Source organism: Ruegeria sp. AG7, assembly GCF_056541545.1.
This window is the reverse complement of record NZ_JBQFYP010000005.1, coordinates 44,787-65,208: the sequence shown is the minus strand read 5'-3', so window position 1 is coordinate 65,208 and position 20,422 is coordinate 44,787. Positions and strand designations below refer to the sequence as shown.

20 protein-coding genes are annotated in these 20,422 nt (G+C 58.2%); 5 read left to right on the top strand and 15 right to left on the bottom strand.

The annotated features are described in order from the left end of the window. Positions 1-15 precede the first annotated feature (15 nt). Both ACR0BF_RS08335 and ACR0BF_RS08330 read right to left on the bottom strand, forming a co-directional pair. The gene (locus ACR0BF_RS08335; protein ID WP_480494371.1) at positions 16-465 is read right to left on the bottom strand and encodes a YtoQ family protein; all 450 of its coding nucleotides are present in this window, start codon (positions 463-465) and stop codon (positions 16-18) included. A 75-nt stretch (positions 466-540) separates the two neighbouring features. Then, the gene (locus tag ACR0BF_RS08330) at positions 541-1,173 is read right to left on the bottom strand and encodes a class I SAM-dependent methyltransferase (RefSeq protein WP_480624665.1); all 633 of its coding nucleotides are present in this window, start codon (positions 1,171-1,173) and stop codon (positions 541-543) included. Between the two features lie 86 nt (positions 1,174-1,259). Between ACR0BF_RS08330 and ACR0BF_RS08325 the strand changes: the two genes are divergently transcribed. Then, a complete protein-coding gene (locus ACR0BF_RS08325; RefSeq protein WP_480554257.1) occupies positions 1,260-2,144 on the top strand; it encodes a LysR family transcriptional regulator in 885 nt (294 codons plus the stop codon). Between the two features lie 43 nt (positions 2,145-2,187). On the opposite strand, the gene pheT is transcribed toward ACR0BF_RS08325, so the two are convergent. The 7 genes from pheT to ACR0BF_RS08290 form a co-directional block, all read right to left on the bottom strand. Continuing rightward, positions 2,188-4,584 (bottom strand): phenylalanine--tRNA ligase subunit beta, encoded by a 2,397-nt coding sequence (gene pheT / locus ACR0BF_RS08320; RefSeq protein WP_480624664.1) that lies wholly within the window; start codon positions 4,582-4,584, stop codon positions 2,188-2,190. Between the two features lie 78 nt (positions 4,585-4,662). Beyond that, entirely contained in the window at positions 4,663-5,469 is an 807-nt protein-coding gene (locus tag ACR0BF_RS08315) for a CE1 family esterase (RefSeq protein WP_480624663.1), read from the bottom strand. 485 nt (positions 5,470-5,954) lie between these two features. Continuing rightward, complete coding sequence (pheS, locus tag ACR0BF_RS08310; RefSeq protein WP_480518332.1) at positions 5,955-7,028, bottom strand: phenylalanine--tRNA ligase subunit alpha; 1,074 nt, start codon at positions 7,026-7,028, stop codon at positions 5,955-5,957. A 71-nt stretch (positions 7,029-7,099) separates the two neighbouring features. Next, complete coding sequence (locus ACR0BF_RS08305; protein ID WP_267365439.1) at positions 7,100-8,470, bottom strand: glutamate--cysteine ligase; 1,371 nt, start codon at positions 8,468-8,470, stop codon at positions 7,100-7,102. A gap of 66 nt (positions 8,471-8,536) precedes the next feature. Further along, positions 8,537-9,064, bottom strand: a complete 528-nt coding sequence (locus ACR0BF_RS08300; protein WP_480474930.1) for a hypothetical protein — start codon at positions 9,062-9,064, stop codon at positions 8,537-8,539. Continuing rightward, positions 9,061-9,906: a GNAT family N-acetyltransferase gene (locus ACR0BF_RS08295; RefSeq protein WP_480494385.1), complete on the bottom strand. Its 846-nt coding sequence runs from the start codon at positions 9,904-9,906 to the stop codon at positions 9,061-9,063. Before ACR0BF_RS08295 ends, ACR0BF_RS08300 begins: the two co-directional genes overlap by 4 nt. Further along, on the bottom strand, positions 9,903-10,628 hold the full coding sequence (locus ACR0BF_RS08290; protein WP_209506655.1) for a 16S rRNA (uracil(1498)-N(3))-methyltransferase: 726 nt from the start codon (positions 10,626-10,628) through the stop codon (positions 9,903-9,905). Before ACR0BF_RS08290 ends, ACR0BF_RS08295 begins: the two co-directional genes overlap by 4 nt. A gap of 11 nt (positions 10,629-10,639) precedes the next feature. On the opposite strand from ACR0BF_RS08290, the gene ubiA reads away from it, so the two are divergent. From ubiA to ACR0BF_RS08275, 3 genes are all read left to right on the top strand, one after another. After that, positions 10,640-11,602, top strand: a complete 963-nt coding sequence (gene ubiA / locus ACR0BF_RS08285) for a 4-hydroxybenzoate octaprenyltransferase (protein WP_209598711.1) — start codon at positions 10,640-10,642, stop codon at positions 11,600-11,602. 64 nt (positions 11,603-11,666) lie between these two features. Then, positions 11,667-13,586: an OmpA family protein gene (locus tag ACR0BF_RS08280; protein ID WP_480624662.1), complete on the top strand. Its 1,920-nt coding sequence runs from the start codon at positions 11,667-11,669 to the stop codon at positions 13,584-13,586. Between the two features lies 1 nt (position 13,587). Further along, a complete protein-coding gene (locus tag ACR0BF_RS08275; RefSeq protein ID WP_480624661.1) occupies positions 13,588-13,908 on the top strand; it encodes a hypothetical protein in 321 nt (106 codons plus the stop codon). Between the two features lie 54 nt (positions 13,909-13,962). Here ACR0BF_RS08275 and ACR0BF_RS08270 read toward each other — a convergent pair whose 3' ends face one another. Genes ACR0BF_RS08270 through pgsA form a run of 3 tightly spaced genes read right to left on the bottom strand, consistent with a single transcriptional unit; the run spans position 13,963 to position 15,327 of the window. Next, positions 13,963-14,406 carry a molybdenum cofactor biosynthesis protein MoaE gene (locus ACR0BF_RS08270; RefSeq protein WP_480474924.1) on the bottom strand — a complete coding sequence of 148 codons (444 nt, stop codon included), beginning with the start codon at positions 14,404-14,406 and terminating at the stop codon, positions 13,963-13,965. A gap of 3 nt (positions 14,407-14,409) precedes the next feature. After that, positions 14,410-14,655, bottom strand: a complete 246-nt coding sequence (gene moaD, locus ACR0BF_RS08265) for a molybdopterin converting factor subunit 1 (RefSeq protein WP_480474923.1) — start codon at positions 14,653-14,655, stop codon at positions 14,410-14,412. Between the two features lie 3 nt (positions 14,656-14,658). Next, complete coding sequence (gene pgsA / locus ACR0BF_RS08260) at positions 14,659-15,327, bottom strand: CDP-diacylglycerol--glycerol-3-phosphate 3-phosphatidyltransferase (RefSeq protein ID WP_480518324.1); 669 nt, start codon at positions 15,325-15,327, stop codon at positions 14,659-14,661. A gap of 174 nt (positions 15,328-15,501) precedes the next feature. Between pgsA and ACR0BF_RS08255 the strand changes: the two genes are divergently transcribed. Continuing rightward, positions 15,502-16,386: a DMT family transporter gene (locus tag ACR0BF_RS08255; RefSeq protein WP_480554261.1), complete on the top strand. Its 885-nt coding sequence runs from the start codon at positions 15,502-15,504 to the stop codon at positions 16,384-16,386. Here the strand turns inward: ACR0BF_RS08255 and uvrC are convergent. From uvrC to ACR0BF_RS08240, 3 genes are all read right to left on the bottom strand, one after another. Continuing rightward, the gene (gene uvrC / locus ACR0BF_RS08250; protein WP_480624660.1) at positions 16,383-18,245 is read right to left on the bottom strand and encodes an excinuclease ABC subunit UvrC; all 1,863 of its coding nucleotides are present in this window, start codon (positions 18,243-18,245) and stop codon (positions 16,383-16,385) included. The genes ACR0BF_RS08255 and uvrC overlap by 4 nt on opposite strands. 290 nt (positions 18,246-18,535) lie before the next feature. Then, a complete protein-coding gene (locus tag ACR0BF_RS08245) occupies positions 18,536-19,315 on the bottom strand; it encodes an SDR family oxidoreductase (RefSeq protein ID WP_480554263.1) in 780 nt (259 codons plus the stop codon). 21 nt (positions 19,316-19,336) lie between these two features. After that, on the bottom strand, positions 19,337-20,299 hold the full coding sequence (locus ACR0BF_RS08240) for a calcium/sodium antiporter (protein ID WP_480518634.1): 963 nt from the start codon (positions 20,297-20,299) through the stop codon (positions 19,337-19,339). Positions 20,300-20,422: the final 123 nt, after the last annotated feature.

Sequence of the window (20,422 nt, the reverse complement as noted above, 5' to 3'; positions counted from 1 at the left end):
CGCCCCTTTTATCGATCAGCCGGGCAGAGCGCCTGTCAGCACGTAACGTAGAATTTCGACCACCTGAACGGGTTCTTCCGCCACAGCCAACGCGGCGGCATCAACCTCTTTCAGCGCGTGCTGGTGATCCGAGCCATGCAGAACGATGATCGACTTGCCCAATGCTGCAGCATAACCCGCGTCAAAGGCGGCGTTCCACTGCTTGTATTTGTCGCCAAACCTGACGACGACAACATCCGCATCTGCAATCCCCTTGCGGGTCCGGATCGCATTGACCATCGCTCCCTTGTGGTCGTGCCAATACTTGTTCGGCTCGGCCCCAAGAATGGCCACACCACAATCATCACTGGCCGCGTGATCAGTAACAGGGCTGTTGAAGGTCACGTCCAAGCCTTGCGCCCCATCGATGATCTGCTCACGCCAGTCAGTGTGGATTTCTCCGGAAAGATAAACGTTCAGGCCCATGGCAAACTCCGCTGTTGTTTCCGACCAATTTAAGGGTCCCACACCCAAAGCCCAACGCGAATTCCGGAAAAACCCCTACATTTTGCGAGCCACTAGGAATCGGCGAGCGTCACGTACGGGGAAACTGTCGCTCTCGATGATGCGGAACCCGGCGTGTTCAATGGCCGCATCAAGATCCGCCTCAGACAGGAATCGCACAAACGGAGCCTTACCAAAGAACTGCATGATCGGAAGCGCGAGACGAATAGCGTAATACTTCAGGCTCGCCGCGCTGGACGGTCGGCAAAATGTTTTCGAAATAAACAGTCCGCCGGGTCTAAGGACCGAATGTACTCGGCTCAATGTCAGATCCAGATCTTCGACCAGATGCAAAAGATTGAATGCCAGCGCCGCATCAAAAGAACCCTCAGGCGGTCGATTTGCATCAGCCTCGGTAAAGGTGACGTTTTCGATGCTTTGCGAAGCGGCGTTTCGACGTCCAACGGCCAACATACCGGGGGACACATCGGTTGCAGTGATAGATCCTACATATCCGCACAGCTTCAGCGCAGTCATGCCTGTGCCGCACCCAAGTTCCAGAACATCATCGGATTTCTTCAGGTAAGACGCTGTCCGTTCCAGCGTGTGCTCGTACGAAGCCATGTCTTTTATGGGCGAGCGGGCATATTTCTCGGCCACTCCATCCCAGAATTTCGCAGTGGTGGTCATTGAGGAGTCTCCTTTCGGCGAGAATTTATTCATGCGCAGACCGAATATAAATTGCCGAATTTTGCAGGTTTACTATACATTTTTGTATGAATGAGTTTGGCGATTTTGATTGGAACCACATCCGGGCCTTTCTGGCGACGGCTGAAACTGGGTCATTTTCCGCGGCGGCACGGCAGCTGCGGCAAACGCAGCCTACCCTGAGTCGCCAGATAGCAGCGCTTGAACAGGACTTGGGCGTGATGCTGTTTGAACGGGTTGGCAGAACCCTTGAGATCACTCAGGCCGGATTGGAGCTGCTGGATCATACTCGCAAAATGGGGGACGCCGCCAACCGCATCGCGCTGACGGCATCCGGACAGGCACAATCCATTGAAGGCCGGGTTCGCATCACCGCCAGTGACGTGATGTCGGCCTATGTCTTGCCCGACCTGCTGCGCGAAATCCGGGCGCAAGCCCCGCGCCTGCGGATTGACGTGATTGCCTCAAACGATATTCAGGATCTTATGCGGCGCGAGGCAGATATCGCGATCCGCCATGTCCGTCCTGATCAACCCGACCTAATCGCCAAGCTGGTACAGGAGGCGTCGGGGCATTTCTATGCAACCACAGAGTATCTCAACCGTGCGGGACGCCCAAAATCAAAGCAGGACCTTTCACGGCATGAGTTCATCAGCTTTGGCGACAACAATCAGATGATCGCCTATCTGAAGCCGCTTGGCATTCACCTGACCAACGAGAATTTCCGGCTTGGGTCTCAGAACGGAATAGTGGCTTGGGAATACGCCAAACAAGGCTTTGGCATCGCGCCCATGTCGCAGACCGTCGGCGATGCGACGCCAGGTATGGAGCGTGTGTGCCCCGGGATGGAGGCTATCACATTTCCGATCTGGTTGACCACGCATCGCGAGTTGCACACCAGCCGCCGCATCCGGCTGGTCTATGACTTACTGACCAAGTTCCTGTCCAAATAAAAAACGCGCCCGAAGGCGCGCTTTCCATTGGAGCCTCAGAGCTCTAACCGCGCAGAACTCCGCCCGTCGCCTTAGCGACCTTGGCAATGATCTTCTCGGCCACGGCTTCGATGTCTTTTTCCTTCAGCGTCGCCTCGGTCGGTTGCAGGCGCACGGTAATGGCAAGAGACTTTTTGCCTTCGCCAAGGCTGCCGCCGATGAATTCGTCAAAGACACGCACGCTCTCGACCAGCGCCTTGTCGGCACCCGCGGCTGCGTTCACCAACGTCAGCGCTTCGACATCGGCATCGACGACAAAGGCAAAATCACGCTCGACCGCCTGCAAGTCGCGTAGTTCCAGCGCAGCGCGAGTGGCACCGGATTTGCGGGGCAAAGGCACTTCGTCCGGCCAGATGGTGAACGCCATTGCCGGACCTTTTATGTCCATCGCCTGCAAAACGCGCGGATGCAGTTCTCCGAAGACACCCAGTACTTTTTTCGGACCCAGACAGATTTTGCCATGGCGACCCGGATGCCACCATGGTTCGCCGTCGCGCAAAATCTGAACCTTTTCGGGCGCACCAATGGCGGCCAGTACAGCCTCGACATCAGCCTTGGCATCGAACACATCCACCGGACGCGCAGCACCGTGCACATCCTTGGGGCCCGAACGTCCAACCAGCAGGCCGGTGATCTGGGTTTTCTGATCACCCGGCTCGCCATTGTGAAAGACCGGACCGACCTCGAACAGGGCGACGTCCGCGAATCCGCGCGCCTGATTGCGGGCGGCAGCCTGCAACAGGCCGGGCAGCAGATCGGGGCGCATATGGCTCATCTCGGATGAGATCGGGTTTTCCAGCATGGTCGTAGTATCGCCACCACCGAACAAAGCCGCCGAAGCCTGATCAATGAACGTATAACTGACGCATTCGTTATAACCCAGCGCCGCGCAGGTACGGCGCGCCATGGACTGACGGCGCTGCGCCGGGGTCATCACCGGTTTCGGTATCCCCTCGGTCACGCGCGGCAACGGCCGGCCTTGCAGCTTGGTCAAGGAAGCAATCCGCGCGACCTCTTCCACCAGATCAGCCTCGCCCAGGATATCTGGGCGCCAGCTGGGGACATGGGCCATCTCGCCTTCCAGACGAAAGCCCAGACGGGTCAGGGTCTGTCGCTGTTCGCTTTCGGGAATATCCATCCCGACCAGAGACTGCACCCTTTCCGCATTCAGCTTGTAGGCGCGCGCATGGTTCGGCGCTTTGCCAGCCTCAACCACGTTGGAGGCTTCTCCGCCGCAGATATCCAGAATCATCTGGGTCGCGTGTTCCAGCCCCTCGCGGGTGTATTCCGGGTCAACACCGCGCTCGAACCGATAGCGCGCGTCGGAATTGATCTTGAGCGCACGGCCTGTGAGCGCGATTTGCACATGATCCCAGAACGCGCTTTCGAGGAAAACGTTTACCGTTTCCTCGGTACATCCGGTTTCCTCACCGCCCATGATGCCCGCAATCGATTCCGGGCCTTTGTCATCCGAAATCACCATCATTCCGGGTTGCAGCGTGTATTCTTTTTCATCCAGCGCGACCAGCGTCTCTCCGCCTTTGGCGCGGTGCACCCGCAGGTTGCCCTGCACCTTGTCGGCGTCGAACACGTGCAACGGGCGGTTGTGATCGTAGGTCATGTAATTGGTGATATCCACCAGCGCCGAGATCGGACGCAGACCTATGGCCTTCAACTGATCCTGCAGCCATTGCGGGCTGGGGCCATTCTTCACGCCACGGATCAGACGACCGGTGAAATGCGGCGCTCCGTCCAGCGTGTCTTCTTCGATTGACACCTTGATCGGACACTCGAAATCACCCGGAGCAGGCGTATAATCACGCTGCTTCAACGTGCCAATTCCACGCGCGGCCAGATCGCGCGCAATCCCTTCAACCCCCAGCGCATCCGGACGGTTCGGAGTGATCGCGATTTCGATCATCGGGTCGACTTTGGATGGGTCGTTTTCTGCAAGCCAGTCCACGAATGTATCACCCACTTCGCCCGAGGGCAGTTCGATGATGCCGTCATGTTCATCCGACAGCTCCAGCTCACGCTCGGACGCCATCATGCCAAAGCTCTCGATACCGCGGATCTTGCCGACGCTGATGGTCAGGTCCAGGCCAGGGATGTACATGCCCGGTTTGCAGACCACGACGGTGATCCCTTCACGCGCATTGGGCGCACCGCAGATGATCTGTAGCTCGCCCTCGTCCGTATCGACCTTGCAAACGCGCAGCTTGTCTGCGTCGGGGTGTTTTTCGGCGTGTTTCACATAGCCCAGTGTAAAACCTGCCAGCCGTTCGGCCGGGTTCACGATCTCTTCGACCTCAAGCCCGAGATCGGTCAGCGCCTCGGCGATTTCATCAACCGAAGCATCAGTGTCGAGGTGGTCTTTCAGCCAGGACAGAGTGAATTTCATTGCACGGGGCCTTTTTTGGCAAACATCCAGTCGGCACAGGCAATGGCAAAGAATGCGCCGGGGTGCAAGCTCTGCGCGTCACGGATAGGTGGGGGTGCGGCCCAAAAGCTCATCCAGCTGCCATCCGATCCAGCCATGGGGGATGAAATGCCCACCGGGATGCGTGTCCAGCGTCACCTGCCCCTGCGCGCAATCGGTCCATTCCACTCGTCTGAGCGTCAGGAACGGTTCCACACTCCAATCACCGCGCGGAGTCGCTGCACCGCAGCCATATTTCTCACGCCACAGCGCCACCGGGTATGTCATGTCGCCACCCGGACCAAACGGGAAATCCATTACCGTGTCATCTGTCCCATGGACATGCCGCGCCTCTCGCGGGGCTTGCGGGCAGGTCTCGGTCTGGCGGAGTGTTCCCGCCACACCCAGCAGTGCCGCGATATCATCGCCGGTTTCGCAGACAAAGCGCCACGCCATCGCACTGCCAAAGGAATAGCCTGATACATAGATGCGGGTCGGGTCTATCGGATAGCGCCTGGCGATATCCTCAAGCACCCGGTCGGCAAAAGGCACATCATCCGAGCTTGCGGACCAGAAATCCCAGCTTTTGCCCAAACCGTTCGGGGCCACCAGCAGCACACCCCGACGCTTCGTGGCCCCGGCAATCCGTTCGTGGTTCACGACCACGGCGCCCTGCCGGGACCAGCCATGGAAATGCAGCAGCACCGGCAGAGGTGTTTCACCATCCCAGCCATCAGGTTCAAGAACGTGATACGAGCGGTCACCGAGACCACAGGCAATATCGCCGTGGCATTCGGTTTTCCAGGGACCCATGGCAAAGGCAGGCGCGGTCATAAGCAGGAGAAGGCAGAGCAATCGACAGATCATGCGCCCGACCCTAACGGGGCATTCCGCCCTGTCACTTAACATATCGGTGTAGTCCGAACGTAGGCCGGGCTTCAGCCCGGCACCCACCCATCGCACATGGCGGGCTGAAGCCCGCCCTACGTCAGGTCAAAGCATCAAGCCGCGCTTAGCAGCCAAACCAACTGCTCACCACCACTTCCAAAACCCGCAATTGCGTTTGTAAATGAGGTCCTGAGTTTTTTCTCTCTGAATTCTATCGCGCATCTGAAACACAGCAGGCCGCAAAAACTCGAAACCAGCAATTAGAATTCCGGGCAAGAACAGAAGTGCCGATGCAACAAAAGCAATCAGAACTGCAACCGGCTGGCTTTTCCAAACCCACAGCACAAAAGTTGGCGTCACAAACATCGCGAAGAACAAACACAAACACCAAAGCAGTGGATGCCTAGAAGCCTTTTGCTTCCACCAATCCTTATATGCGGTCAGCCAGTCGTCCGATGTGCTCTCTACCGCGACAAACCACCATGCAGGTTTGGCATATCCAGCGCTGCAAACCCGTAGTGGCGCAGCCAGCGCAGGTCGCTATCAAAGAACGCCCGCAAATCCGGAATGCCGTATTTCAGCATCGCCAGACGGTCGATGCCAATCCCGAACGCAAAACCCTGATAGACCTCGGGGTCGATCCCTCCAGCGGCGATCACCTTGGGGTGAACCATGCCGGAACCCAGAATCTCCATCCAGTCGTCGCCCTCGCCGATCTTCAGCTGGCCGTTATCCCACGAACAGCGGATATCGACCTCGGCCGACGGCTCGGTGAAGGGGAAGTGCGAGGCGCGGAAGCGCAGTTCGACATCATCGACCTCGAAGAACGCTTTCACGAATTCTTCCAGAACCCATTTCAGGTTCGCCATCGAGATGTCTTTGTCGATGGCCAGCCCCTCGACCTGATGGAACATCGGCGTGTGGGTCTGGTCGTAATCGGCGCGGTAGACGCCGCCCGGACAGATCACGCGGATCGGCGCGCCCTGTTTTTCCATCGACCGGATCTGTACCGGCGAGGTATGGGTGCGCAGCACGTGCGGCGGGCGGTTATCACCCTCGGCGCGGTACATATAGAACGTGTCCATCTCGGCCCGTGCGGGGTGGTGACCGGGGATGTTCAGCGCGTCGAAATTGTACCAGTCGTCTTCAACACGCGGCCCTTCGGCCACCGAGAAGCCCAGTTCAGCAAAGATCGCGGTCAGTTCCTCGGTCGCCTGGCTGATCGGGTGGATTGACCCCTGACGGCGCGGGCGGGTCGGCAGGGTGACGTCCAGCCATTCGGTCCGCAGGCGCTCATCCAGTGCAACATCGGCCAGCGCGGCTTTTTTGGCGGACAGCGCCGAGTTAATCTCATCCTTCAGGGCATTCAGCGCCGGGCCTGCGACCTGACGTTCCTCGGGCGTCATCTTGCCCAGCTCGCGCATCTTCAACGCGACCTCGCCTTTTTTGCCAACAGCCGCGACGCGGATCGCCTCAAGCGCGTTTTCGTCGCCTGCCTCGGCGATTTGGCCCAGATACTTTGCCTTAAGATCGTCCATGACGGCCCTCTGAATTTGGTCGAGAACCTGCTATCGGCCCCGCCCCGCGAATGCAAGCGGGACGGTACGCATCAATAGCTGTATTCGGGATAAATCCGGGTCAGGTCTCCATTCCAGTCGCCATTGTAGTGTTCCAGCAACTCATCTGCCGGAACCTTGCCGGTGTCGATGCTTTCCTTCAACGCATTCAGGAAATGCGTCTCATCCGGGACCAGCCCACCAGCACCGGGGCGCGCGCGGGCTTTCAGGCCCGCCTCGGAGATCGCCACGACTTCACGCGCCAGATCATGCATGTTGACGTTGCCAACCTGCGCCTGAAGCCCGTCTTTAGCCGCCGCAACACGCAGCCCCTCGCGCGTTTCGGCATCCCAGCCCTTGACTAGATCCCACGCCGCATCCAGCGCGGTTTGGTCATAGGTCAGCCCGACCCAGAAGGCCGGCAAGGCGCAAAGTCGTCGCCAAGGGCCACCATCCGCGCCGCGCATCTCCATGAACTTCTTGATCCGCGCCTCGGGGAAGGCCGTCGTCAGGTGATCGGCCCAATCCGACAGGGTCGGCGTTTCTCCCGGCAATGCAGGCAATTCACCCTTGAGGAAATCGCGGAACGACATGCCCAGCGCGTTGATGTACTGCCCGTCGCGGTAGACAAAATACATCGGAACATCGAGCGCGTATTGGACATAGCGTTCGAATCCAAAGCCATCCTCGAACACGAAGGGCAACATGCCCGTGCGCGCATCGTCCAGATGTCGCCAGATATGGCTGCGCCAGCTTTTCTGGCCGTTCACCTTGCCTTCGAAGAACGGAGAATTGGCAAACAGCGCCGTCGCCACCGGCTGCAACGCCAGCGCCACGCGCAGTTTCTGTACCATGTCGGCCTCGGACCCGAAGTCGATATTGACCTGAACGGTACACGTCCGCCGCATCATGGCGCGGCCCATGGTGCCGACTTTTTCCATATAATCGTTCATCAGCCGATACCGCCCCTTGGGCATCAGCGGCATCTGGTCATGCGTCCAGATCGGCGCCGCGCCCAGACCGATGAATCCCACGCCGATCTCATCGGCGATATCCTTCACCTCGCGCAGGTGAGTGTTCACCTCATCGCAGGTTTCATGGATCGTCTCCAGAGGGGCGCCCGACAGCTCCAGCGCGCCACCCGGTTCAAGGCTGACATTTGCGCCGTCCTTTTCCAGACCGATCAGATGACCGGATTCACGGACCTCTCCCCAGCCGTGGCGATCCCGCAACCCCTCCAACACGGCGACAATGGATCGCTTTCCTTCAAAAGGCAGAGGTTTCAGCGTGTCCTTGCAATAGCCGAATTTCTCATGCTCGGTGCCGATGCGCCAATCTTGCTTGGGTTTGCAACCCGATTCCAGATATTCGGCCAGTTGTTCATGGCGTTCGATCGGACCGCCGCCGGACTGAGGGATGGACATGAACCGTGCTCCGATCCTGCTGTGTCTGTTTTGAAGGTCAAGTGGTGGTCGTAAATGGCGCCAGTGTCAATGCAACGGCAAATGCGCCGGGCGCGACGGTGTACGTTCCCAGATAACGACCGGATGCTGCGATTTGCCGTTGAGTTCCGACAGCATTTGCTCGGTTTTGAGGCCCGGCAGGTTTGAGAATACGTCGAACAACGCCTCGGCTCCTTCTGCATTCACAGGAATGTGAAGCGCTGGCTGGCCCGGCTGATCCAGAACCCAATGTGCGGGGTCGGAGGTCGGGTCAAGGGCCAGACGCTCAATTTCGCGGGACGCGACGATGCCGCCATCCAAGGGACCCAGATAAGTGATCTGGCCTTCATCAATCGTCACGACACCTTGCCCACCCGCCCCTGTTCTGAAACGCGCGCGCTGAATGCCGATCACAGCCAAAGCCGCTGACACGACAATCAGAAACCAGCCTACCCAGGCCAACAGCCCACCCGGCCCGCTGATCCAGCTCAGACCAAGGATCAGGACAAAAGCCGCGACCAGAACCTCGCGCCAACGCCAAAGCGCCAGTTTTGCTTCGGGTCGGATGAAACTCATGAGAGCACCCTTTGCGGTTCCTGAAGCAAAGCGACCTTGTACCAGCCCACCTGTTGGAACCCGATCGCCTCATAGGCACGGGCGGCAGGTGCGTTGTTCGCAAACAGGATCGCGGCCGCCGCGCCCTCGGATTTTGCTTTCTGCATCAATGCGGTCGTGACCCGTCGACCCAGGCCACGGTTTCTGTTTTTACGTGGAACAAAAACACCACCGACCTGAACTTGGTCGTGAACCCTGGCATTTACAGACGCCATGGCAACCGGCGCGTCGCCTTCCATCAGGACAATCGCCCTGCCTGCGGTCATTTCCGCCTCGACGCGCTCTGCGGCAAGCTCACGCGCCTCTTCGCCTGCGGCTTGTCCGGTATCCTCGATGTAATCCGCAAACCAAGTGTGCAGCCTTGCTCGATCCTCGGCGCGCAAAGCGCGATAAGGAACAGGTACCTCAGTCAGACCGCGCAGGTCACGTCGATAAAGCGGTTCATCGTGATTCAACCGGTACTTCGCCTTCCCCAATCCCAGAGCGCCCAACGTCAACTCGACCTGAGGTGCATCCCCCGTCATACCCAAAACGGTTTCGCCTTCGATCATCCGAGCGAACCACTCGGCAGCTTCGGTTTCAGCGTTGGGCAATTGAACCATCAGATAGCCCTTCTTGCTGAGCCCGAAGACACCCTGAACCTGATCCTCACCCCAGATGAAGTAGCGGCTGGAATACTCATTCGCATTCAACCCCACCCCATGAGCCGCCAAATTGCCACGCAAGAACATTGAACTGTCAGGGTAGCGGGCCAGAAACCTCTCAAGCGCCGGGGCATCCGATTGAACCGCCTCGCGAATCACGACCAATCTCCCAATGCCTGCTGCCACATGGTCAACGCGGCCACCGCCGCTGTATCCGCCCGCAGAATACGCGGGCCAAGACTGACCACATGCGCATAGGGCAAAGCCGATAGCCGTGCGCGCTCAGCGTTGGAAAACCCGCCTTCCGGGCCGATGAGAATAGCCCAGGGGCGCCCTTTTTCATTCGCTGCCAGCCGCAAGGCCGAGCCGACCTCGGCTTCGTTGCAGAACATCAACTGCCGACCTTCAGGCCAGGTCTTCAGCACACGGTCCAGCCGCTGAAGGTCTGCCACTTCGGGCACGTAGGTTCCTCCGCATTGTTCAGCGGCTTCGATTGCATGAGCCTGAAGCCGGTCTTGCCGGATACGGTCTGCGTTGGTGAATTCGGTCTGAACTGGCAGGATGCGAGCCGCGCCCATTTCAGCGGCTTTTTCAACAATGAAATCGGTGCGCGCCTTTTTGATCGGCGCAAACAGGAACCACAGATCGGGGGGCAGCTGCAAAGGTTTGGTCTGCCTGATACAGGTCAGAGCGCCGCCACGTTTTCCGGACTCAGCCACCTCGGCTAGCCACTCTCCATCTTTGCCGTTAAATAGCGCCACTGCTCCGCCAACCGGCAGTCGCATGACGCCAAACAGATAGTGCGCCTGATCGCGTGTCAAAGGAACCGATTGCCCCTGACCCAAGGGCTGCTCTACATACAGTCTGATTTTCGCACTCATGAGACCTACATATGCAAGGCAATGCCCCAACACCAGATGGTCAAGTCGCCGATGCCGTCACCGGCAATTGGGTCGACACCCATGCCCCAGCCTTTGCCCGTCCGTATCTGCGCCTCAGCCGCGCGGACCGGCCCATCGGCACATGGCTGTTGCTGCTTCCATGTTGGTGGGGGCTGGCGCTGGCCATCCTGCATGACGGCCAACCGCGTTGGGAAGATCTGTGGATTGCCCTAGGCTGCGCATTCGGAGCCTTTTTGATGCGAGGTGCCGGTTGCACGTGGAATGACATTACAGACCGGGAATTCGACGCACAGGTTGAACGCACACGATCACGCCCGATACCGTCGGGGCAAGTCAGTGTCCGGCAAGCTGCGGCCTGGATGATCCTGCAAAGTCTTCTGGCGCTTGGCATTCTGCTCAGCTTCAATCAGGCGGCCATTGCCATGGGTGTGTTATCTTTGCTGCCGGTGACCGTTTATCCGTTTGCCAAGCGGTTTACCTGGTGGCCTCAGGTTTTTCTGGGTCTGGCCTTCAACTGGGGCGCATTGCTGGCCTGGACGGCGCATAGCGGGTCGCTCGGCTGGCCTGCTGTCACACTGTACCTGTCCGGCATCGCGTGGACCCTGTTCTATGACACGATCTATGCACATCAGGATACCGAGGATGATGAACTGGTCGGCATCAAATCCACCGCGCGCCTGTTCGGCACCGACACGGCGAAATGGCTGAAGTATTTTCTGGTCGCAACAGTATCGCTGATGGGGCTGGCCATTATTGATGCCGGGGTGCCTGACGCGTCGATTCTGGCGTTGGGGATCGCGCTTTGCGGTCCCTGGGCCATGGGCTGGCACATGATGTGGCAATTGCGCGGGCTAGATACCGAAGACAACGCCAAACTACTGCTGCTGTTTCGGGCCAACCGCGATACCGGCTTTATTCCGCTGATCTTCCTCTGCGTCGCCTTGCTGCTCTGATTGCACCCGCTGTACGGGGCCTGTAAAGATCGGCGCAAACGCCTGAGGAGTGCCAAACCCAAACATGCGTCTGCCGTATTTTATCGCTGTTTCCCTGATCTTTCTCGTATCAGCAGGCCTGTCGCTTCTGGCAGCCAGCTATGCCGTTACCGAGATCGAAGAATCATCAGAACTGGCTGTACGGCGCTCGCTGGACCTAAAAGGACATGATTGGGCCGAGGTCGAGGCCGATGGTTTGCGGGTGGTCCTGACCGGTACAGCGCCAGATGAGGCGACCCGCTTTAACGCTCTGACCGCCGCGGGAACCGAAGTTGATACATCTCGCGTAATCGATGAAATGGAGGTTATCGCAACTTCTGCCCTCGCAGCACCGCGCTTTTCGGTAGAAATCCTGCGCAATGACAGTGGAATCTCGGTGATTGGTCTGATCCCGGCCAGTGAGAACAGGGACAAGCTGATCCAACGGCTGGGCAATCTGGACAGATCCGTTGCCGTGTCGGACCTGATGGAAACAGCGGATTATCCAAAGCCCAAAGGATGGGATGCCGCAATTTCTTACGCGTTAGAGGCCCTAACCCACCTGCCCCGCGCCAAAATTTCCGCCAACCCGGATTTGGTCAGGATCACGGCAATTGCCAACAGTCAGCAAGAAAAACAAAAACTGGAACGCGACCTGACCCGTACGGCACCGCCCAGCCTGCGGGTTGGGCTGGCAATTTCAGCACCTCGCCCGGTCGTCACGCCTTTTACTCTGCGTTACCTGATCGACGAAGGAGGTGGGCATTTTGACGCCTGTTCCGCCCAGGATGAGAAGGCACGTGACCGTATCGTGGCCGCCGCGAAGAACGCGGGGTTGACGGGGTCTTATTCCTGCACCGTCGCCTTGGGCGAACCATCGCCACGCTGGCCAGAAGCAGCCGAGAAAAGCATTCAGGCGCTGTTCAGGATCGGCCAGGGTTCGGTCACCATTTCCGACGCAGACATTACCCTGATTGCTGCCGAGGGCACCGATCCTACGGTGTTCGACCTGGTTGTGGGCGAGCTTGAAAACGAGCTGCCCGCGGTCTTCGCACTGCACGCCGTTTTGCCAGAGCCTGAGACAACAAACCCAAACGGCCCGGTCGAGTTCTCGGCCACCCGCAGCCCTGAAGGGCTGGTGCAATTGCGCGGGCGGCTGGGTGATGAAACTCTGCGCGACATGGTTGACAGCTACGCGCGCGCGGCCTTTGGGTCCGATCAGGTGTATACTGCCACCCGCATCGTTTCGGATCTTCCGGCGGACTGGCCAGTACGTGTACTGGCCGGTCTGGAGGCTTTGGGTCAGCTCCACAACGGCGTATTGACCGTAACACCCGATACGGTCGAACTGATCGGCCTCAGCCACGAAGAAGACGCCAAGGCCCGTATCGCAGGTCAACTGTCCGACAAGCTGGGCGAGGGGCAGGAATACACCCTGACCATCACCTATCAGCCCCCACCGGAACCCGAGGACGCCCTGCCCGACCCGGAAGTCTGCGAGGCCCAGATCGCCGAAATTCAGGCCACCGGTAAGATCGCCTTTGAGCCCGGATCGGCCACGATTGCATCAGACTCGCGCGATGTGGTGAACCAGATTGCGGATATCCTGCGCGACTGCGGTCCGATCCGTATGGAGATTCAGGGCCACACTGACAGTCAGGGCCGGGAAGAGATGAACCAACAACTCAGCCAGGCGCGGGCACAATCCATTCTGAACGAATTGCGCGGGCGGCGCATTCCTACCAGCAGCTACACCGCTGTGGGATATGGGGAAACGCAACCCATCGCTGACAACGACACAGAAGAGGGCCGGGAAGAAAACCGCCGGATCGAGTTCCGTCTGATCCGCCCTGAGCCTGTTGCAAGTACCAAAACAGGGCTTGAAGCGCTTGAGACCGAGGCTGCGACATCCGCAGAGGACCAAACCGACACGACCGCACCTGATGCGGATGCAGGGGACCAGTAAGTTGAACAGAACAGAATTCGTCATTGTCACTGCCATTATCCTGTTCGCGGCCTTCTGCATGGGCTGGTTTGCCAACTGGCTGGCGCACCGCCTGTCCCGCGTAAGTCAAAGCGATGTCGCTGATCTGGACCGGATGAGTCAGGAGTTGCACGAGGCCGAGGAAACCCGCGATCAGGCCATCACCTATTTGCAGCAACGTGAGGCCGAATTGACGAACCAGCTAACCCAGACAGAGGCCGAGCTGGCAGCCGCAATGGATGGCCTGCGGGCCGCGCGTCAGGAGGCCGAAGAACTGCGCGGACGGATCAACAACTCGGATTAAGCGCACGACCTTGCGCCGTCGCCGAAGTTTGCAAGAATAAACGGTCGCTAAGTACTACCACCGGGTCAGCGCGTCTTCGTCTTCGTCTTTGGCTGCGACCCATTCCGCACCAGAGTGGGTGATTTCCTTCTTCCAGAAGGGTGCGCGAGACTTCAGATAATCCATCAAGTATTCCGCTGCCTCAAACGCATCTTTACGATGCGGCGCAGCGGTGGCCACCATCATGATCCTGTCCCCCGGGGCCAGTCGGCCATGACGGTGAATCACCAGGACGTCACCCAATGACCACCGCTCCTTGGCTTCCCGGGCAATCTTGGTCAGGGCCCGTTCCGTCATACCCGGATAGTATTCAATCTCCATCACGTCCAGATCACCGCTTGCCAAGTCGCGCACAACGCCAGTGAAGGTGACAATGGCTCCGTTGGCATCATCCCCGGCGGCAAAAGCATTGGCCTCGGCCCCCAGATCGAATGCTTCCTGCTGAACAGCGATCCGCATGGGTCAGCCGCCTGTCATTGGTGGAAAAAATGCCACTTCCCGAACGCCCGACAGCGAGGCGTCGAAATCCGACAACTCCTGATCCAGTGCAACGCGCAGGGCGGACAAATCGGCAAATGCCGCGGCATAGCGATCTTCCCGCGCGCTCAACTCGGCCACCAGGTCATTGACTGTGACTGCCTGCGTCTCGACCTTTTCCTTTGGCAAGCCGATACGCTCGCGAACCCATGCAAAATACAGCACATCCATCCCTTAGATCTCCTTCAGATGTGGCATGGCTTTACGTAGGTAATCATAGCCGGTGATCAATGTCAGCGTCGCCGCAATCCACAGCAACCACAGCCCGATCTGGCCCGCCCAAAACATGCCATGGATGTTCCAGCGCAGGTGGTTCACATCTTCAACCTGGCCCGCGATGACCTGTTCTACCAGCGCAGCGTCCATGCCGAAACTCGCCATCACGGCATAGTGTTCAAAGATACCCTGCGAAAACAGCACGGCAATGGCGATCATCTGCGCTGTTGTTTTCCACTTAGCCAGCTTTGTAACCTTCAGCGTCCCCGCAACATCGCCCAGATATTCGCGCAGACCCGAGACAAATACCTCGCGGAACAAGATTACGGTGGCGGGTAGCACGAGCCATGGCGTCCAGTGTTCGGTCGAATAGCCAACCAGAATCATCAGCGCGATCACCACCATTGCCTTGTCGGCAATAGGGTCCAGCATCGCACCCATCTTGGTTTCCTGTTTCCACGCACGGGCCAGATAGCCATCAAACCAATCGGTGATCGCCGCCGACAGGAACAGGATCAAAGCGAACCAGTCCGCATAGGGCCGCGTGAAGTACAAAAACATAACGGCCAGACCGGGCGCAGCCAGCAGGCGTAGAACCGTCAGGATATTGGGCAAATTCCACTTCATGGCTTGGACCCTATATCGCCGGTTCAAGACAGAAAAGACAAACTGGTAAAAAACTACATCACTCACAACAGCTTGGTCAAAGCGCCGCAGGTCCGACGCTTTGGACCTTGTGCACTTGGCGTTTCACGTCTTTGCGGTCAGATTGCCCGTCAACTGCAAAGCGGAACGTACAGGATGACAGCGCATATTCAAACCGACGCCCGGTCGAACATGGTCGGCAGCCTGTGGATGGTGGCCGCAATGGCGGGCTTTGCGCTGGAGGATGCGTTGCTGAAAGCAGCTTCGACCGCGCTTCCGATCTGGCAGGTAATGGTGCTGTTCGGGACGGGCGGGTCCGTTATCTTTGCCGCGCTGGCGTCAGCTCGTGGAAAACGCCTGATGCACCCAGACGTTCTTTCCCGCCCGATGAAAGTTCGGGTGCTGTTCGAAGTCTTTGGTCGGCTGTTCTATGTGCTCGCCATCGCATTGACGCCCTTGTCCTCGGCCACGGTGATCCTGCAAGCGACGCCGTTAGTTGTGGTCGCAGGCGCGGCGTTGTTCTTTGGTGAAACGGTTGGTTGGCGGCGATGGAGCGCGATTTTTGTCGGTATGATCGGCGTCGTCATTATTCTGCAACCCACTGGAAACAGTTTTTCGCTGCTGTCGATACTGGCCGTGCTGGGTATGTTAGGGTTCGCAGGGCGCGATCTGGCCAGCCGCGCGGCCCCTGCCACGCTTGGAACCGAAGTTCTAGGGTTTTATGGTTTCCTCAGCATTATCTTCGCGGGCGTTGCCTATCAAGTGTGGGAAGGCCTGCCCATGACACCGGTTGGCCTGCACACCAGCCTGCATCTGACGGGCGCGGTTCTGATGGGCGTCATGGCCTATGCCTCGCTCATGAACGCGATGCGCACGGGAGAAGTGTCTGCCGTAACCCCGTTCCGCTATACCCGACTGCTGTTCGGTATTGGGTTGGGTATCGCCCTGTTCGGCGAAAGCCTGAACCGTACCATGTGGGTCGGCAGCGCGCTTATTGTAGCCTCGGGCCTCTATATCCTGTGGCGGGGGCGACAGGTCTAACCCTTGTCGTGGAAGAAATCATAGACTTTCTGAGCCAACCCGGCCGAGATCCCCTCGACCGCTTTCAGGTCCGCCAGATTGGCCCGGCTTACCGCTTTGGCGCTGCCGAAGTGAGTCAGCAAGGCGCGCTTGCGTGCTGCCCCGACACCTGGGATTTCATCCAGCGGCGTGGCACCAACGGCCTTGGCGCGTTTCGCACGGTGGGTGCCAATGGCAAAACGGTGCGCCTCGTCCCTTAGCCGTTGAATAAAGTACAAGACGGGATCGTTGCGTTTCAGCGCAAAGGGGCGCTGACCGATCCGGTGAAACTCTTCCTTGCCGTGGTCACGGTCGACCCCTTTGGCAACACCGACCATCGGAATGTCTTCGACCCCGTGAGCCTGCATGATCTCGTGCACAGCGCTGACCTGCCCGGCACCGCCATCGATCAGCAGCAGGTCGGGCCAAAGCCCCTTATCCCGATCCGGGTCTTCTTTTTGCAGGCGGGTGAAGCGACGGTTCAGAACCTCTTTCATCATGCCGAAATCGTCACCCGGGGTCAGGTCATCGCCACGAATGTTGAACTTGCGATAGGCGTTCTTCATGAACCCGTCGGGCCCTGCCACGATCATGCCGCCAACAGCGTTGGTACCCTGAATGTGAGAGTTGTCGTAGACCTCGATCCGACCGGGCGGGCCGTCCAGATCAAATGCTTCGGCCACACCGCGCAACAACTTGGCCTGTGTCGCGCTTTCCGACATGCGCCGGGCCAGAGACTCTCGCGCATTGCGCAATGCACCTGCAACCAGTTCCTGTTTTTCCCCGCGCTGCGGCACGAGAAGCTCGATCTTACGACCGGCTTTTTCCGTCAAAGCTTCCTGCATCAGATCGGCGTTTTCGATCCCGTCCGACAAAATCAACTGCCGTGGTGGTTCCTTGTTGTCGTAGAACTGGCCAAGGAAAGCTTCCATCACCTCGGCCGGAGATACATCTGGTCCTACACGCGGGTAAAAATCCTTGTTGCCCCAGTTCTGGTTGGCACGGATGAAGAATACCTGAACACAGGCTTGCCCGCTGTCCATATAAAGGCCGATCACATCTGCTTCGGTCACACCACGAGGGTTGATGCCTTGTGCGGTCTGTACCTGCGTCAGCGCCCGGATACGGTCGCGCAGACCGGCGGCGCGTTCGAACTCCATGGCCTCGGACGCAGCCATCATCTGTTCGGCCAGTTCCTCCTGAACCTTGGTCGAGCGCCCCGACAGGAAACGTTCTGCATCCTTCACGCTTTCACTGTAATCCTGTTCCGAAATCAAACCGACACAGGGCCCCGAGCACCGTTTGATCTGATAAAGCAGACAGGGCCGCGTGCGGCTGTCGAACATGGAATCCGAACAGTTGCGCAGCAGGAATGCCTTTTGCAGCTGGTTCAATGTGCGGTTTACAGCACCCGCGCTGGCAAATGGTCCGAAATAGGCGCCCTTCTCCTTCTTGGCCCCACGGTGTTTCTTGATCTGCGGAAACTCATGATCCTTGGCGACCAGGATATTCGGAAAGCTTTTGTCGTCCCGCAGCAGCACATTGTATTTCGGTTTAAGCTGCTTGATCAGGTTCTGCTCCAGCAGCAGCGCCTCGGTTTCAGTTCTTGTGGTCAGAAACATCATCGAAGCGGTCGAAGCGATCATCTTCTCGATCCGGCCCGAATGACCCAGCCTTGTATAGTTCGACACCCGCGCCTTCAGGTTTCGCGCCTTACCCACGTATAAAACCCGACTGTCGGCATCCAGCATCCGGTACACCCCGGGTGAGCTGTCCAGCGTCTTTGCGTAGCGCTGAATGCAGGCATAACCGGTCAGGGACGATTCACTGTGGGTAGTCATGGGATTCCGATATGATTCTCTTTTACTGGCTGCAATCTTGCGGGCCTCAGATCAAGAGAAAACAAATCCACGATTCCTGTGGATAAGTGTGAAGATAAGTTTTCACAGCCATAGAATTTCCCTTGTTTCATTACCACTTCATTAACATGCACAAAAAATAGGCACATTTTCAAGATATTGATTTTTAACAATATTTTTTCACACATTTAGCAAGTGTATGAAAAAAAAGACATTTTTGTAACACGCGGGTAACACAAACGTGCGCGGTGCAAAACTTGCAGCGATATTGCTTATTCAACTCCCAGAACATCCGGCGTTTTCCACCCAAGGTGCTGACCGCCATCCACGCAAATAAGTTGTCCCGTTACCGCGTGCGCATCCAGAAAATACCCCATGGCGGCGGTGATATCCGATGGATTTGACCCGCGTTCCAGAACCGTATTCGATCTTTGCGCCTGGAAATGCTCGGCGCTTTGACGATGCCCCTGTACCGTCGGTCCGGGCCCAATGGCATTGACTCGGATTGCCGGGGACAGCGCCTGTGCCGAGGTACGGGTCAGCGTCCATAACCCCATTTTGGCGATGGTGTAAGACATGAACTCGGGTGTCAGCTTGCGTACGCGCATGTCCACCATGTTGATGATCAGACCGGTCGCAAGGGGTTCACCGTTTTCGTCTGTATCCGGGACCAGCCCCTGCCCGGCCATGGCTTGGGTCAAAACGAACGGTGCGCGCAGATTGCTGTCGAGATGGCGGTCCCAGCTTTGGCGGGTCGCTGTGTGAACGCTGTCATATTCAAAGATCGATGCGTTGTTTACCAGACAGGTGATCGGCCCACCCAGAGCCTCGGCTGCTTTGGGCAGCAGGTCCTGCACCTGTGCCTCGTCCAGCAGATCGGCCTGCAATGCCACCGACCGTCGATCCAATGCCTGTACCTCCGCCACGGTCTCGTGCGCGGGGCGTTCTGAGGACGCAAAATGAACGGCGACATCATATCCACGACCCGCCAGATAAAGCGCCATGGCCCGACCCAGACGAATACCGGCACCGGTCACTAAAGCTCGGGTCATGCTTCACCTCGTTTCGTCAGATCACACCAGCAATACAGTGACATAAAGCGCATAAAGGAGGGTCAGCACCAGACCCCAAACGCGAGAGATATCCTGCTTGAAGACAACAAAGGGAACCAGAAGCAGTGATGCGCCCAACATGACCCAAAGGTCAAAATGCAGGAAACCGGGATCGACCGGGATACGCCCGAACCAGGTTGCGATCCCGATAATGGCCAGAAGATTGAACATGTTTGAGCCAATCACGTTGCCTAGGGCCACATCAGCCTGCCGGCGCAAAGCGGCCATGACAGTCGTTGCCAATTCGGGCAATGACGTTCCGACCGCAATCAAGGTCAGACCGATAACCGTTTCACTGACACCATAGTTCCGGGCGATGACCGTCGCATTTTCCACCAGCAGGTGCGCCCCCATCGGAAGACCCACAAGCCCGAGGATCAGGTAAACCGATACCTTCCAGTAAGGCATGTCAGGATCGGCTTCTTCCAGGCCGTCTAGATCGTCATCATCCGCACAGGCTTCGCCACAGGCCTTGCGGTGCGCCTTTGCTTCACGAAAGGCATTCGTCAGAACCAGGCCCAAAGCCGCCAGCAGGATCAGGCCGCTGACGACGGTGAATGTTCCACAAAACGCCAACCCTATGAACAGGGCCGTCGCCATCAGCATGAAGGCATAGTTCCTACGGCTGTCGCATTCGCTGGTATGGATCGTTGCCAGCATCGCTGGAAGACCAAGAACCAACAGGATATTGGCCGTGTTTGATCCGACAACATTGCCCAGCGCGATACCCGGTGCGTGTTCCTTGACGGCGCTGATAGCAATCAGCAACTCGGGCGCTGACGTGCCGAAGGCCACAATCGTAAGGCTGACGATCAGGGCTGGGACACCCAAACGTAGGCTCAGGTTCACTGCGCCCCGCACCAAGGCATCGCCTGCCAGCAACAGGATCAACAGGCCAAGACCAGACAGCAGCCACGTTGTGATCAAGCCCGGCCTCCTTTTTCACAGGCACAGGGGCCCTTTCCGATGCGGTACCGACCGCATCGCGGACATTTTGCCGAGCTTAGCCTTTTCTGCCCGGGAAACCGCAACTTGCCGAACATTGCC

Excerpts from the sequence above, each read along its gene's own strand:
- ACR0BF_RS08255 (WP_480554261.1), top strand. The coding sequence starts at position 15,502 with ATGACAGCGCATATTCAAACCGACGCCCGGTCGAACATGGTCGGCAGC.
- ACR0BF_RS08245 (WP_480554263.1), bottom strand. The coding sequence starts at position 19,315 with ATGACCCGAGCTTTAGTGACCGGTGCCGGTATTCGTCTGGGTCGGGCC.
- ACR0BF_RS08335 (WP_480494371.1), bottom strand. The coding sequence starts at position 465 with ATGGGCCTGAACGTTTATCTTTCCGGAGAAATCCACACTGACTGGCGT.
- ACR0BF_RS08280 (WP_480624662.1), top strand. The coding sequence starts at position 11,667 with ATGCGTCTGCCGTATTTTATCGCTGTTTCCCTGATCTTTCTCGTATCA.
- ACR0BF_RS08330 (WP_480624665.1), bottom strand. The coding sequence starts at position 1,173 with ATGACCACCACTGCGAAATTCTGGGATGGAGTGGCCGAGAAATATGCC.
- moaD (WP_480474923.1), bottom strand. The coding sequence starts at position 14,655 with ATGGATGTGCTGTATTTTGCATGGGTTCGCGAGCGTATCGGCTTGCCA.
- pheS (WP_480518332.1), bottom strand. The coding sequence starts at position 7,028 with ATGGACGATCTTAAGGCAAAGTATCTGGGCCAAATCGCCGAGGCAGGC.
- pheT (WP_480624664.1), bottom strand. The coding sequence starts at position 4,584 with ATGAAATTCACTCTGTCCTGGCTGAAAGACCACCTCGACACTGATGCT.
- uvrC (WP_480624660.1), bottom strand. The coding sequence starts at position 18,245 with ATGACTACCCACAGTGAATCGTCCCTGACCGGTTATGCCTGCATTCAG.
- ubiA (WP_209598711.1), top strand. The coding sequence starts at position 10,640 with ATGCAAGGCAATGCCCCAACACCAGATGGTCAAGTCGCCGATGCCGTC.
- ACR0BF_RS08305 (WP_267365439.1), bottom strand. The coding sequence starts at position 8,470 with ATGTCCATCCCTCAGTCCGGCGGCGGTCCGATCGAACGCCATGAACAA.
- ACR0BF_RS08290 (WP_209506655.1), bottom strand. The coding sequence starts at position 10,628 with ATGAGTGCGAAAATCAGACTGTATGTAGAGCAGCCCTTGGGTCAGGGG.
- pgsA (WP_480518324.1), bottom strand. The coding sequence starts at position 15,327 with ATGAAGTGGAATTTGCCCAATATCCTGACGGTTCTACGCCTGCTGGCT.
- ACR0BF_RS08315 (WP_480624663.1), bottom strand. The coding sequence starts at position 5,469 with ATGATCTGTCGATTGCTCTGCCTTCTCCTGCTTATGACCGCGCCTGCC.
- ACR0BF_RS08300 (WP_480474930.1), bottom strand. The coding sequence starts at position 9,064 with ATGAGTTTCATCCGACCCGAAGCAAAACTGGCGCTTTGGCGTTGGCGC.
- ACR0BF_RS08325 (WP_480554257.1), top strand. The coding sequence starts at position 1,260 with ATGAATGAGTTTGGCGATTTTGATTGGAACCACATCCGGGCCTTTCTG.
- ACR0BF_RS08270 (WP_480474924.1), bottom strand. The coding sequence starts at position 14,406 with ATGCGGATCGCTGTTCAGCAGGAAGCATTCGATCTGGGGGCCGAGGCC.